The sequence below is a fragment of the Geomicrobium sediminis genome, assembly GCF_016908595.1.
GTDB lineage: Bacteria > Bacillota > Bacilli > Bacillales > Marinococcaceae > Geomicrobium_A > Geomicrobium_A sediminis.
Genome location: NZ_JAFBEC010000004.1, coordinates 122,117 through 136,000 on the forward strand (window position 1 = coordinate 122,117; position 13,884 = coordinate 136,000).

Sequence of the window (13,884 nt, forward strand, 5' to 3'; positions counted from 1 at the left end):
CACACATACCAATGGTCAAAACAAAAAAGAAGTTTACCGGTAAACAAAAAGCAGCTGCATTGCTTATTTCGCTTGGCCCAGACGTTTCAGCACAAGTGTATAAACATTTGCAGCAAGAAGAAATTGAACAATTAACGCTAGAAATCGCAAATGTACGCAAAGTCGAAAACGACATTAAGGAATCGCTTATTAAAGAGTTTCACCAGTTAGCGGTCGCTCAAGATTACATGACTCAAGGTGGAATAGGTTACGCCCGTGACGTGTTAGAAAAAGCGTTAGGAAACGATGAAGCGATGGCAATTATCTCTAGACTTACGTCAACGTTGCAAGTGCGTCCGTTCGACTTTGCAAGAAAGTCTGAACCTGTACAAGTCTTGAACTTTATTCAAAATGAACATCCACAAACGATTGCACTCGTCTTATCGTATTTAGATCCTGATCAAAGTGGACAGATCTTGTCTGAATTGCCTTCAGATTTACAAGCTGATGTTGCGAAACGAATCGCAACGATGGACCGGACGTCACCAGAGATTATTAGTGAAGTGGAAAGTGTGCTAGAACAAAAGCTTGCCTCTACGTTCACGCACGATTACACAGAAGCTGGTGGCATCGAGTCAGTCGTTGAAGTGTTAAACAGTGTGGATCGGAGTACAGAACGAACGATTTTAGATAGCTTAGAAATTCAAGATCCTGAGCTTGCAGAAGAAATCAAAAAGCGGATGTTCGTCTTTGAAGATATTGTCACGCTCGACAATCGCTCTATTCAGCGCATTATCCGTGATGTTGATAACGAAGATTTACAGCTGTCACTTAAAGTGGCAAGTGAAGAAGTTCGGGAGATTCTCTTTAGCAACATGTCGCAACGAATGGCAGAAACGTTCCGCGAAGAAATGGAATTCATGGGACCTGTACGTTTGAAAGATGTTGAAGATGCCCAAACGAGAATTGTGAACGCTGTTCGTCGCCTCGAAGAAGCGGGTGAAATTGTCATCGCACGTGGTGGAGGAGATGATATCGTTGTCTAGGATCATTAAGCAAAGCAACCAAACGGACCATCAATCTCCGTATACGTTACTGCTTCATACCTTTCATAAAGAGCGTGATGACGAACCGTTCGTCGAGACGAACGAAGCAGTAAAGGCTCAAACAGATACACTCGTTAAAAATGCTCGAACAGAAGCGAAACGTTTGCTTGATGAAGCGAACGCAGAAATCGAAGCGGCTAAAACAGCGATTCAAAATGAACGACTCGCGGCTGAAGAAGAAGCAAAACGATTACATGAACAAGCGAGAAGAAGCGGAGAAGAAGAAGGGTACCGTGACGGACTTGCAAAAGGTCACAACGAGTATTCAGAGCAAATTGCCCAAGCTACAGAAGTTGTCCAGTCAGCAAAAGTTGATTATGATGCTTATTTGCGTCATGCAGAAGTAGACATCTTAGATCTTGCTTGTGCTTTGGCAAAAAAAATGACGAATGTCACGATGCAAGAACAAGAGGGATATGCTTCGTTTTTGAAAGCAGCAATTCAAGAAGTTCATGAAGAAACGGAAGTGCTCATCCACGTTCATCCGAGTCATTACGAAGCAACGATTCAAAGGCGATCAGAATACGAAGCGTTGTTTACAATAGCTGAACGAATTCGTTTCTTCCCAGATCCGAATATAGAGGAAGATGGATGTGTGATTTTGACTCCGAAAGGGCGAATGGATGCAAGCATTACGACGCAACTCCATCGTTTGAAAACAGAGCTAACAGCACTTCTAGAAGAGGGACAGGGGTCTGCGAATGAAAGCGATTGATCTGTTACCACAACTCTCATCAATTGACCGATTTCAATGGTACGGAACGGTGAAACGTGTCGTTGGACTGACGATTGAAGCGAACGGACCAAAAGCGGCAGTTGGTGAAGTGTGCGAGATTATCCAATCAGACGGAAAGCATGTTCGTGCGGAAGTTGTCGGCTTTAAAGAAAACATATTACTGCTTATGCCTTTTTCAAAAACGGCTCGCATCCAACCGGGAAGCATCGTAAAGAACACCCGACATTCGCTACAAATTCAAGTTGGTGACGCATTAATTGGCAAAGTGTTAGACGGTCTTGGTGAACCGTTAGACGGTCAAGAGTTACCAAAAGGCTTACAGCGAATTTCTGTCGACCAAGAAGCGCCAAACCCGCTTACGAGACCAGCGATTACTGATGTCCTTCCTTTAGGTGTTCGGGCAATTGATGGGCTTCTAACGATGGGTGTCGGTCAGCGGGTCGGGATTTTTGCAGGAAGTGGTGTCGGTAAAAGTACACTTCTTTCCATGATTGCTCGTTCTTCTCAAGCGGACGTGAACGTGATTGCGCTCATCGGTGAGCGTGGACGAGAAGTGAAAGACTTCTTAGAAAATGATCTCGGTGAACAGGGAATGAAAAACACCATTGTCATTGTTGCGACATCAGACCAGCCAGCACTCGTTCGAATTAAAGGCGCTGAGACGGCAACGGCAATTGCGGAATACTTCCGCGATCGAGGGAAAATCGTAAACTTAATGATGGACTCGGTCACGCGCTATGCGATGGCGCAACGAGAAATCGGTCTTGCGACCGGAGAACCACCAACAACAAAAGGATACACACCGTCGGTATTTTCAATGTTACCGAGAGTATTGGAACGCTCAGGTACAAATGAATCAGGAGCGATTACTGCTTTTTACACGGTACTCGTAGATGGCGATGATTTAAATGAACCGATCGCAGATGCGGTACGGGGAATTTTAGACGGTCATATTGTTCTCGATCGAGAACTCGCGAATCAAGGGCATTTTCCAGCAATCAACGTCCTAAAAAGCGTCAGTCGATTAATGAATCAGATCGTATCAACAAAGCATCGTGATCAAGCGCAAGACGTACGAAGTCGATTAGCGATTTATGAAGAAACCGTGGATTTAATCCAAGTGGGCGCTTATAAAAAAGGCAATGATCACGCCGTCGATCACGCGGTTGACACGTATGCAGCGATTAAGCAATTTCTAAGACAACAAAATGATGAAGCACCTACATACGAAGAAGCGATTGAATCGTTACACCAAGTGTAGATGAAAGGAGACTATTATGACGTTTTCCTTTTCACTTCAGAAGTTATTGCAAGTGAAAGAAAAAGAGCGAGATGAGAAACAAAAGCACTTCGAAGTGTCTCGTAAGCAGTTCGAAGAAGCAGGATATCGGCTGTACCATTTGCTTCGGGACCGGGAACAAATGATTGTCGGAGTAGAAGGGTATGCCACTTCGGGCACGACAATCGCCGCATTGCAAACAGCACAAATGGCAAGTGAGCGGATGGAAAAAGAAATTGTTCATGTTCAAGGACTTGCAAACGATGCACGAGCAAAAATGAATGTGCAAAAAGATGCGCTCCATCATGCAACGATTGAACTAAAGAAATTAGAAAAGCTAAAAGTGAAGCAACATGAAACGTATAGGCAAGAAGAAAAGCTCTTTGAGCAACAACAACTTGATGAAACAGCAACGCTATTATACATACGACAAAACTAAGGGGGATTGGCATGGGAACTAAAAAGACGGGATCACATCGGGAAAAACGATCTGGTCAAACGTTTTTGTTCGTTTTTCTTATTCCATTGATTACCCTCCTCACCATCGGTGCCATCTTTCTCTATTTACTAGACGTTAACCCAATCAAAACCGCGCAAACATTTTTTGCGAGTGATGTGGCGGAAGAAGAAACAGACGAGTTGCTAGAAGAGCGCGTATATGAATTAGAACAACAACTCGTTGCAAAAGACGAACAGATCACATCACTTGAACGGGAACTGAATCAAATTGAAATGGACCAAGCCTTTGTTGCTGAAAACCCGCCTAATTCGAGTGAAGAGGAAAGTGACACTTTAAAACAAACAGCAAACGTCTATGAATCCATGAATCCAAGACGAGCAGCAGATATTATGAATGAATTGTCTCTTGAGGACTTGGTGAGTCATATGTCGGTCATTAAAGAGAATGAACGTGCGGCCATTATTCAACATATGGAACCAGAACGGGCAGCTGAAGTAATGACAGCGCTGGCTACGACATCGTCTTAATTGAAAGGAGGTGAAACGAAAACGTGATCGCATCTCATTTGTTACCTCAAATGGAGATCCCAAAGCAAAGTGTACGAGTGGATCAGAAGCAGTCAGATCGAGATACAAATGAACAAACGCCATTTTCATTTGAACAACTGTTGAACGGTTTTGTAGAGAGCAGAAACGACCAACACACGAAAGAACAAGACAGTGAGTCGCTTCGTTCATTGGAGCAAGTCGCAGCATTCCAGCCGTTAGCACAACTTCAAGAAGCTGACAATGAACGAATGGGTATGCCTGAACAACGGCTACAAATTGTAGAGCAATTGGTCCAGTTGCTAGAAGAAATCAATCCGCTCGAATCTGAACAGACAGAGGAGAACAGTCTTGAACACGTTGAACAACTTGAAGCGTTGTTAAGAGGTGTAGAACAGCTTGTACAAGCTCCAAATCGTTCAGTCCCAAGCGGTGAATCGTCTTTTACAAATCGGGTTGAGACCGTTGCGGTTATTGAAAGAAGTTTTCGGGCACTTGAAGAGCGAGTTGAGACGTTCAGGCGATTACATACTGAACAAAGCGTAAACATAGAGAAGAAAGTCACCCGCGTCGTCGAGCGGCTAGAAACAGTGCTGCAAACCGTTCAAGCATCGTTAAACAACCCGACCGTTGAAGAACAACAACCGAACCGTTCTTACACGTTTCCGAGTGTACTCCCTGGTCGAGAACAAACGGTTATGAGTCAACCGGAATTAATGATGCAGCAAACGCAGCAACGCCTCACAGCGACAGAACAACACGTCATTCAATTGGGACAACACGCTTCCAACCGAACGGTAGAGCAGCAATTTATGAAGCAGTTTCAAAGCATTCTAGCGAAAGGGCATTTGCAACGCACCGGTGCCGCGCAGACGCTTACCGTTCAACTAAGGCCTGAGCATTTAGGGAAGATGACTGTCGCATTAACGATTCAACAAGGGCAATTAGAAGCGACAGTAACGACTGCAACGAAGGCAGCTAGAGACATTGTAGAAGCCCAACTTCCAGCACTACGCCAAGCATTTGTCACGCAACAGTTGCAAGTCGAGAAAGTGACCATTGAAGATGCGCAGTCTCAACAAGACGAGGAAGAATCAAACGAAGATCATGCAACTAGTAAAGAGCGAGAACAAGAACGTGAAGAAACAGAAGAAGGAGCGTTCTTAAGCTTTGAAGAGTGGCTACGAGAAAGTATGAACGAAGAGTAAGGAGGAAGAGAGTTCAACATGAATGTAAATGTAATGAACGGCATTCAAGAACGCAACCAAATTCACGGTGTTCCGGTCGCTACGACAGAGTCAACGATGTTAGGAAAAGATGATTTTTTGAAACTGTTAATTGCACAGTTACAAAATCAAGATCCACTTGACCCGATGGACGATCGAGAATTTATCGCACAGATGGCTCAGTTTTCTTCACTCGAGCAGATGACGAACATGAACGCTGCGATGCAAAAGCTTTCTAACCAACAAGAATCAGCAGCGCTCGTGCAGCATAGTGAATTAATCGGTAAAAACGTGACGTATTACCGTGAAATTGAAGATGCAAACGGGTTTCCAAAAAAAGTGTACGACGATAACGTTGTGACGAGCGTGCGTCGCTCAGAAAATGGCGTAATTGAGGTTCAAGTAGACAGCGGTCGCTGGATTAGTAGCAGTCAAATTACAGAAGTAACACCAGCTGAAGAAGCAGCGAATGAGGAAGAATCATCGTGAACGTAACGTGGCATCAACTTCCCCACGCATTACCTGTAAAAACACGAGCAACAGCGACACATGAACAAAACCGCACTTCTGAAGGAACTTCGTTTCAAACAGCATTGCAAGATGCACAAAAGACGAACCCGATCACAATTAGTAAACATGCAAAAACACGCATTGAAGAACGTGGAATTACAATTAGTGATCAAGACTGGTTGCGTGTCTCTGAAAAAGTGAAAGAAGCCCATACGAAAGGCATCAATCAACCACTTGTAATCACCGACAATGCTGCACTCATCGTTAGTGGCAAAAACCATACGGTCGTCACCGCTATGGCTCAAAGTGAAATGAACGACCGAATTATTTCAAACATCGACGGAACGATTATCGTCAAACCATCGCTGGACCTGTAAGAGGAGGCGAACCGTCTGCTGACCGATTGATGCGGACGATTAAAAGGAGGAACTACAAATGATTCGATCCATGTACTCAGGCATTACAGGCTTACAAAACCACCAACAAAAACTAGACGTCATCGGCAACAATATCGCCAACGTCAACACTTACGGCTTCAAAAAAGGCCGCTACACGTTTGAAGATATGCTCAGTCAGCAAGTACAAGGCGCAAGCGCAGGTACTGGCGATGGGTTAGGTGGAACGAACCCTCGTCAAATAGGTCTCGGTTCATCTACGGGTTCTATTACGAACATCCATACGCAAGGAGCGTTGCAACCGACAGGCCGTGAGCTAGATCTTGGAATTGCAGGAGATGGGTATTTTAGAGTGAGTAATGGTGAAGAGGTATTTTATACACGTGCGGGAGATTTTTATCGTGATAATACTGGCCACATTGTCAATTCGAACGGGTACTATCTATTAGGTGAGGGGGATGGTACAACTGGTAACCCTCCGCCTGCAGCATTGAGCATACCTAGTAATGCTGAGGGCTTTAGTATAGGAGCTAACGGTTCAATCACGGTAATTATAGAAGGAGAAAGTAATTCGGAACAAGTCATTTCATTAGCAACCTTCGCCAACCCTGAGGGATTAGAAAAAGTCGGAGGCAATCTTTATAGAACTACATCTAACTCCAATGACGCAACTGCTGAAAATGCAGGAATTATAGTCGGCGCCCCTGGCACCGAAGGCCTCGGCCAAATCGCTGCCGGAACGCTGGAAATGTCAAACGTTGACCTTTCAGAAGAGTTCGTTGAGATGATTACCGCACAGCGTGGGTTGCAAGCGAACACGCGAATTATTACAACATCAGATGAAGTGTTGCAAGAGCTCTTGAACTTGAAATAGTAAAGGAGGTCGGGTCACGGTCGTTGTGACCCGAACAATTCTATGATTCCACTTACACGCCTTGATGGACAACCGTTTTATTTGCAAATCGTTCACATAGTGACGATTGAAGAATTGCCTGATACGACGATTACGCTCGTTGGCAATCGCAAGCTTGTCGTCAGAGAATCGCTTCATGAGGTTAACGAAGTGATTGAAGCAAAGCTCATGATGTACGGTGTTGCTGCAGCATCAAAACAGGAGGAAGACGTATGAAAAAAGCTTTTATCGGTGCAACGTTTACCCTACTTCTCGTCGTTATTGCCGCATTTTCTTGGTATGTCTTCTTCGGGGACGAAGCCGAATCCGTCGAAGGTTCAGAAAGACCGACGATTGATGAAATTGTGAGTAATTCCTGGGATACCGAACAATTAACGACGAATTTAAGTAGCGATCATATTATTCGTGCGTCATTTCGTATTGAAGGGGATCGCGAAGAGACGCGAATAGAAATTGAAAAGCGCGATTTTCAAATTAAAAATGCAATTATTCACCGTCTTGCCGGGATGGAAGCAGATCAATTGCAAGACTCAGAAGGTTTACGAGAACTTGAACAAACATTAAAAGAAGACGTTACGAACATGCTTGAGGGCGGCTCGGTCATCAATGTGTATACGACTGAACGAGTGATTCAATGAATGAGGTGAAGCAAAATGGCAGATGTATTGTCACAAGGGGAAATTGATGCTCTCTTATCTGCGCTGTCCACAGGTGAGATGGACGTTGAAGAACTGATAAAAGAAGACGAAGCGAAACGGATTACGAATTATGATTTTAAACGTGCTCTTCGATTTTCGAAGGATCAAGTTCGCTCGCTATCGCGCATTCATGAGAACTTCGCTCGTTTGCTTACGACGGTCTTTTCAGCGCAGCTGAGAACGTTCGTGCAAATTCATGTGACCTCTGTTGATCAACTGCCATATGAAGAGTTTATCCGTTCGATCCCTTCGACGACGTTATTAAGTATTTTTGATGCGTATCCGTTAGAAGGTCGGTTCTTAATTGAAGTAAACCCGAACATCGGTTACGCAATGGTCGACCGCATTTTAGGTGGACGAGGCACAGGAATGAACAAAGTGGAAACGTTAACCGAAATCGAGTCGAGAATTCTTTCTCAGCTGTTTAACCATATGCTTGATAGCTTTCAACAAGCATGGACGAGCATCGTAGATTTGCAACCAGTCATGGAAGATCTAGAAGTAAATCCCCAATTCGTTCAACTGCAAAGCCCTAATGAGACCGTCGTTGTGATTAGTTTATCGACGACGATCAATGAAACATCAGGCATGATTAATGTTTGTTTGCCTTACGTCGTATTAGAAGAATTGCTTCCGAAGTTATCTGCTCATTATTGGATGCAATCGCCGAACAAAGAGCGTGATGAAAATGAAGTAAAAGATATTCGACGCTCGGTACGACAAGCGATGATCGATGTTGAGACGATTCTCGGAACATCAGAAATGACAGTATCTGAGCTTAAAGACCTACAAATTGGTGATGTTTTAGAGTTGAACCAAAGCATACATACTCCTTTAATGACCAAAGTCGGAGGAAAACCTAAATATTCAGTGCAGCCAGGACGAAAAAAACAAAGAATAGCTGTACAAATTATTGAAGAAATAAAGGAGGATGCAGACGATGAATGATGAGCCGCTCTCCCAAGAGGAAATTAACCAGCTACTTGCTGGGTTGGAAGAAGAGAAAGATGCGAGCTCGAGTGATGATGTGTACCCACCAGCGCCTTCTAAAGCATCAACGAATGTGACTCAATTTCTTACAGAAATTGAGAAAGATGCAATTGGAGAGATCGGTAACATTTCGTTCGGTACAGCTTCCACAACGCTATCACAACTGTTAAATCAAAAAGTGTCAATTACGACACCAGTCGTTGATGCGGTTAAGGCAGAGTTATTGCATGAAGAATTTCCAAATCCACACGTATCGATTCATGTGGAATACAAACAAGGCTTCAAAGGGGCCAATGTTCTCGTCATTAAACAGCAAGACGCGCAAATTATTGCGGATCTAATGCTCGGTGGAGACGGTACGAAGCCACCAGAACAACTTGAAGAAATTCATATTAGTGCAGTCCAAGAAGCGATGAACCAAATGATGGGAAGTTCATCAACATCACTGTCAACGATTTTTAATACGAGAGTCGATATTTCCCCACCAGGCATTAATATGCTTGATTTAGAAAAAGGCTCAGGCTTAGAGTATTTGCCACAAGAAGGCACGATTATTAAAGTGTCGTTTCGTTTGAAGATTGGAGAGCTCATTGACTCAATCATTATGCAACTCATTACTGTAGAGTTTGCAAAAGAGCTCGTAGAGAAATTAATGAACCCTGCACTTGAAATGGCGTCTACGATGGATACAGCACCTCCAGTTCAAGAAGAAGCGGCTCCGGTCATGTTTCATACAAATGATGTTGAGCCTACGGAACAGCATACGCTTGACACTCCTGTAGAAAGACATGTGCCCGAACCAACACCAACACCAGAGCCAGTACCCTTACCTGAACCAAGACATGAACCAAGACCCGAACCAAAAGCGGTACAGAAAACGATCCAACCTGCTGAATTTGCTAATTTTGAAGGTGGCTCTGAACAGAGTGAACAAAGTCGCAATCTAGACATTCTAATGGACATCCCGCTAGATGTAACCGTACAGCTCGGCAAAACGCGCCGTTCGATTCGTGACATCTTAAACTTTACGCAAGGATCGATTATTGAGTTAGATAAGCTCGCTGGTGAACCAGTGGACATCCTCGTAAATCAGCGCCTCGTTGCTAAAGGTGAGGTCGTTGTTATTGATGAAAACTTCGGCGTTCGTGTGACAGATATCGTTAGCCGTTCGAAGAGAATAGAACACTTAAAATAAGGATAGGTGGGATTAACCATGACAAATCGAGTATTGATTGTAGACGATGCTTCGTTTATGAGAATGATGATTCGAGACATTTTAGAGAAAAACAATTACATCGTTGTCGGTGAAGCAGAAAACGGTCGTGAAGCGATTGAAAAGTACAAAGAAACAGAACCGACGTTTGTGACGATGGACATTACGATGCCCGAGATGGATGGGATTGAAGCACTCAAAGTCATTCGTGAGTTCGACCCATCTGCGAAAATTATTATGTGTTCTGCCATGGGACAACAAGCGATGGTCATTGACGCTATTCAAGCAGGGGCTAAAGACTTTGTTGTTAAGCCGTTCCAAGCGGACCGAGTCATTGATGCAGTGAAAAAGACGTTAGCGTAAGGGGGAAGACGGTTATGAGTCTAGTCAAACCATGGGTCGTTGCCACGACGATTGCCATTATCATGTTTTTTAATGGCAGCGCCCATGTGTTTGCCGATTCTTCTGTCGCAGATACATTTCGGGGTGAAAGTGGCGTTACAGAAACAGGGGACGAGCTTTCAGTCGTCGGCGAAAATGCAGCAGCAAGTGAGAGTGTATGGAGCGTTTTGTTCAAACTCTTTCTTGCGCTTTTCGTCGTCATTGCATTGATGTACGTATTGTTGCGACTGCTCGGCAGAAAAAACTATCAAATGCAATCATCGAATACGATGCAAAATATCGGAGGCATTCCTCTTGGACAAAATAAATCCGTTCAAATTGTACGTATTGGCGATCGGTTGTTGGTCGTAGGTGTTGGAGAGAACATCTCACTGTTAGATGAAATACGTGATGAGAATGAAATTGAGCGTATTCTTAATCAAAAAGACGAGCAAACCTCTTCAACGGACTGGCTGCAAAAACTTAAATCGATGAAGCGGACGCCTGAAAAAGACATCAACATTTACGATACGTTAAACGATCACTTAGAAGACGTTGATCGTGAGAAAACGAAAGATGTTGAACGGTTAGGAGTGCGCCGATGATTGATTTTGTAGTGGCGATCCCGGGAATTGATGCAGATTGGTTAACGGATGAACCAGAAGGTGTCGCAACGACCCTTCGACTCGTGTTATTACTAACAGTGTTAAGTTTAGCACCTGCATTTTTGATTATGATGACCTGTTTTACGAGAATCATTGTTGTACTCGGCTTTGTGCGAATGGGGCTTGCCACCCAACAAATGCCACCGACGCAAGTGTTAATTGGCCTCGCGCTTTTCTTAACCTTTTTCATTATGGGTCCTGTGCTTCTAGAAGTGAACGATGAAGCAGTAACACCATTTCTTAATGGAGAAATTGATCAAGAAGAAGCGTTTGAGTTAGCGAGTGCACCGATTAAAGAATTTATGGCCGAACATACACGAGAGAAAGACTTGGCGTTATTTATGGGCTATGCAGGAATGGAGACGCCAGAGTCGCTCGATGATGTGCCGTTAACGGCGCTCGTGCCAGCATTTGCGATTAGCGAATTGCAAACGGCGTTTCAAATTGGCTTTCTCATTTTTATTCCTTTTCTCGTCATTGATATGATCATCGCAAGTGTACTCATGTCGATGGGGATGATGATGTTGCCCCCAGTTATGATTTCATTACCATTTAAAGTGTTGTTGTTCGTCTTAGTAGACGGTTGGTATTTAGTCGTCCAGTCTCTGTTGATTAGTTTTTAGATAAAGGAATGGTGTCGCGTGTCTCAAGAAACGGTACTCAGTCTCGCTGAGCGTAGCGTCATGGTCATTATAATGATTGCAGGTCCATTGCTGCTCTTAGCACTCGTCATCGGGCTCGGGGTGGCCATTTTCCAAGCAACAACACAAATTCAAGAGCAAACGTTAGCATTTATCCCGAAAATCGTCGCCGTTCTCGTTGGCATTGTCATTTTTGGTGCATGGATGTTAAATGAATTGATCTTTTTTACTGAGCAGATTTATACGAATTTACATCATTACATAGGTTGATGATCACATGGATGTAATCAACAGCTTACCCGCGTTTTTATTAATTTTTGTTCGGCTTATCGCCTTTATGGCAACGATTCCTGTTTTCTCATACCGAAACGTTCCGTCGTACTTCAAAATTGGGTTGTCGTTCTTTTTTGCACTCATCGTGTTACTGACGATTGACGTTCCAGATATAAGTCTTGATGGCTCCTACTTTCTATTAATCATCAAAGAAGTAATGGTTGGCCTCTTGCTCGGTCTAATTGCATCGATGTTGTTTTATGCAATACAAGTTGCCGGTGCGTTTATCGATTTGAAGATCGGTTTTCTCGTTGCGAATGTAATTGATCCACAAACAGGAGCACAGTCGCCGTTAACGGGTGGTTTCTTATACGCGTTTGCGATATTGTTCTTGCTTGCGAGCAACGGGCATCACTTGCTTTTAGACGGGATGTTTTATAGCTTTTCGTACGTACCCATCGAAGTAAGTAGCATTAACATTACGACTTCATCGGTCATGGAAACCGCCGTTGAAGCGTTTGTGACGATGTTTTTAATCGCATTTCTCATGTCGTTCCCAATCGTGGGATCATTGTTTCTTGTTGATGTGGCGCTCGGAATGATGTCTAGAGCCGTGCCACAAATGAACGTTTTTGTCGTCGGTCTACCGCTTAAGATTATTATCGGTCTACCAATTATGATGATCACGATGCCAGCGTTCTTTTACTTACTACGAAATCTAACCGAAGAAATGGCGATTGCGATGCGAACGATGATGCAATTGTTTGGAGGTGCCTAGCATGTTATCAATGGATCTCCAATACTTTTCAGGTGAGAAAACGGAAAAAGCAACGCCGAAAAAACGTCAAGATACCCGAAAAAAAGGTCAAGTACCTAAAAGTACAGACATTAATACTGCACTCATTTTATTGATCGTTTTTATTTTTCTATTCGTGTATGCTGCGGTTCCAGCAAAATTCATGCAAGATTTGTTTTATGAAACGTACATCAACTATGCGTCCCTTTCATTTACCGTTGAAGATACAATGGGTATGTTTCAGGGAATTGTTATTCAGATGGGCATTGTTATTATTCCTATTTTACTCGTCGCAGCGCTTACAGGTGTGATTGCTAGTATGGTTCAAGTTGGTGTGTTGTTCGCACCAGAAGTCATCAAACCGAAACTATCAAAAATTAATCCATTAAAAGGGTTTAAGCGAATCTTCTCGGCAAGGGCGCTCGTTGAACTCGTAAAAGCACTTCTCAAAATCGTCCTCGTCGGTACGCTAGCATTCGGCATTTTGTGGATGTTTCGCGATGATCTTTTAATGCTTGGCTTATATGACGTGTTAGACGGTTATTATGTTGTGAGTCTATTAACTGGAATGATCGGTGTTGCTTCTGCGATTCTATTGCTCATTCTTGCAATTCCTGACCTTGTCTATCAGCGATTTGATCATGAAAAACAAATTCGAATGTCAAAGCACGACGTCAAAGATGAGTTCAAGAAAATGGAAGGGGATCCTCTCATCAAAGCAAAACGCCGACAAAAAGCGCAAGATTTAGCGATGCAGCGGATGATGCAAGAAGTTCCTAAAGCAGACGTTGTAATTACGAACCCAACCCATTACGCCGTCGCTTTAAAATATGATGATTCTTCAATGACTGCACCGAAAGTAATCGGCAAGGGCGTCGATTATATGGCTTTAAGAATACGAAAGATCGCAACGGATCACGACATAGCGATCGTAGAAAATCGTCCGTTAGCGCGGGCGTTGTACGATGGAACCGATGTTGATGACGAAGTTCCAGAAGATTTATTTCGAGCGGTTGCTGAAGTGTTGGCGTACGTATACCGCTTAGAAAACGAGACGAAACAAAGGGGGAACTAACGC

The 13,884-nt window shown here is 43.6% G+C and carries 19 protein-coding genes; all 19 read left to right on the forward strand.

Going from position 1 to position 13,884, the window contains the following annotated elements; translation table 11 throughout:
- Window positions 1–11 precede the first annotated feature (11 nt).
- The 19 genes from fliG to flhB are packed head-to-tail and all read left to right on the forward strand — an operon-like array spanning window position 12 to window position 13,881.
- Entirely contained in the window at window positions 12–1,025 is a 1,014-nt protein-coding gene (gene fliG / locus JOD17_RS08165) for a flagellar motor switch protein FliG (RefSeq protein ID WP_204696904.1), read from the forward strand.
- Window positions 1,018–1,800 (forward strand): flagellar assembly protein FliH, encoded by a 783-nt coding sequence (gene fliH, locus JOD17_RS08170; RefSeq protein WP_204696905.1) that lies wholly within the window; start codon window positions 1,018–1,020, stop codon window positions 1,798–1,800. Before fliG ends, fliH begins: the two co-directional genes overlap by 8 nt.
- A complete protein-coding gene (gene fliI, locus JOD17_RS08175) occupies window positions 1,787–3,082 on the forward strand; it encodes a flagellar protein export ATPase FliI (protein ID WP_204696906.1) in 1,296 nt (431 codons plus the stop codon). Before fliH ends, fliI begins: the two co-directional genes overlap by 14 nt.
- A gap of 16 nt (window positions 3,083–3,098) precedes the next feature.
- Window positions 3,099–3,539 carry a flagellar export protein FliJ gene (gene fliJ, locus JOD17_RS08180; protein ID WP_204696907.1) on the forward strand — a complete coding sequence of 147 codons (441 nt, stop codon included), beginning with the start codon at window positions 3,099–3,101 and terminating at the stop codon, window positions 3,537–3,539.
- A gap of 11 nt (window positions 3,540–3,550) precedes the next feature.
- A complete protein-coding gene (locus JOD17_RS08185; RefSeq protein WP_204696908.1) occupies window positions 3,551–4,087 on the forward strand; it encodes a MotE family protein in 537 nt (178 codons plus the stop codon).
- A 23-nt stretch (window positions 4,088–4,110) separates the two neighbouring features.
- Window positions 4,111–5,313, forward strand: a complete 1,203-nt coding sequence (locus JOD17_RS21705) for a flagellar hook-length control protein FliK (protein WP_204696909.1) — start codon at window positions 4,111–4,113, stop codon at window positions 5,311–5,313.
- Window positions 5,314–5,331: 18 nt separating this feature from the next.
- A complete protein-coding gene (flgD, locus tag JOD17_RS08195) occupies window positions 5,332–5,820 on the forward strand; it encodes a flagellar hook assembly protein FlgD (RefSeq protein ID WP_239575342.1) in 489 nt (162 codons plus the stop codon).
- Entirely contained in the window at window positions 5,817–6,218 is a 402-nt protein-coding gene (locus tag JOD17_RS08200) for a TIGR02530 family flagellar biosynthesis protein (RefSeq protein ID WP_204696911.1), read from the forward strand. Before flgD ends, JOD17_RS08200 begins: the two co-directional genes overlap by 4 nt.
- Window positions 6,219–6,276: 58 nt before the next feature.
- On the forward strand, window positions 6,277–7,110 hold the full coding sequence (flgG, locus tag JOD17_RS08205; RefSeq protein ID WP_204696913.1) for a flagellar basal body rod protein FlgG: 834 nt from the start codon (window positions 6,277–6,279) through the stop codon (window positions 7,108–7,110).
- A 42-nt stretch (window positions 7,111–7,152) separates the two neighbouring features.
- Window positions 7,153–7,365 carry a flagellar FlbD family protein gene (locus tag JOD17_RS08210; RefSeq protein WP_204696915.1) on the forward strand — a complete coding sequence of 71 codons (213 nt, stop codon included), beginning with the start codon at window positions 7,153–7,155 and terminating at the stop codon, window positions 7,363–7,365.
- A complete protein-coding gene (gene fliL, locus JOD17_RS08215; protein WP_204696916.1) occupies window positions 7,362–7,787 on the forward strand; it encodes a flagellar basal body-associated protein FliL in 426 nt (141 codons plus the stop codon). The genes JOD17_RS08210 and fliL overlap by 4 nt, the downstream gene beginning before the upstream one ends.
- A gap of 15 nt (window positions 7,788–7,802) precedes the next feature.
- Window positions 7,803–8,795, forward strand: coding sequence for a flagellar motor switch protein FliM (fliM, locus tag JOD17_RS08220; RefSeq protein WP_042360259.1), 993 nt, complete (start codon window positions 7,803–7,805; stop codon window positions 8,793–8,795).
- Complete coding sequence (fliY, locus tag JOD17_RS08225) at window positions 8,788–10,032, forward strand: flagellar motor switch phosphatase FliY (protein ID WP_204696917.1); 1,245 nt, start codon at window positions 8,788–8,790, stop codon at window positions 10,030–10,032. The genes fliM and fliY overlap by 8 nt, the downstream gene beginning before the upstream one ends.
- 18 nt (window positions 10,033–10,050) lie before the next feature.
- Complete coding sequence (locus JOD17_RS08230) at window positions 10,051–10,413, forward strand: response regulator (RefSeq protein WP_042360261.1); 363 nt, start codon at window positions 10,051–10,053, stop codon at window positions 10,411–10,413.
- Between the two features lie 14 nt (window positions 10,414–10,427).
- Complete coding sequence (fliO, locus tag JOD17_RS08235) at window positions 10,428–11,036, forward strand: flagellar biosynthetic protein FliO (RefSeq protein WP_204696918.1); 609 nt, start codon at window positions 10,428–10,430, stop codon at window positions 11,034–11,036.
- A complete protein-coding gene (fliP, locus tag JOD17_RS08240) occupies window positions 11,033–11,719 on the forward strand; it encodes a flagellar type III secretion system pore protein FliP (RefSeq protein ID WP_042415641.1) in 687 nt (228 codons plus the stop codon). The genes fliO and fliP overlap by 4 nt, the downstream gene beginning before the upstream one ends.
- Window positions 11,720–11,737: 18 nt before the next feature.
- Window positions 11,738–12,007: a flagellar biosynthesis protein FliQ gene (gene fliQ, locus JOD17_RS08245; protein ID WP_042415643.1), complete on the forward strand. Its 270-nt coding sequence runs from the start codon at window positions 11,738–11,740 to the stop codon at window positions 12,005–12,007.
- 7 nt (window positions 12,008–12,014) lie between these two features.
- Window positions 12,015–12,788, forward strand: a complete 774-nt coding sequence (gene fliR, locus JOD17_RS08250) for a flagellar biosynthetic protein FliR (protein ID WP_204696919.1) — start codon at window positions 12,015–12,017, stop codon at window positions 12,786–12,788.
- A 1-nt stretch (window position 12,789) separates the two neighbouring features.
- Entirely contained in the window at window positions 12,790–13,881 is a 1,092-nt protein-coding gene (flhB, locus tag JOD17_RS08255; RefSeq protein WP_204696925.1) for a flagellar biosynthesis protein FlhB, read from the forward strand.
- Window positions 13,882–13,884 lie beyond the last annotated feature (3 nt).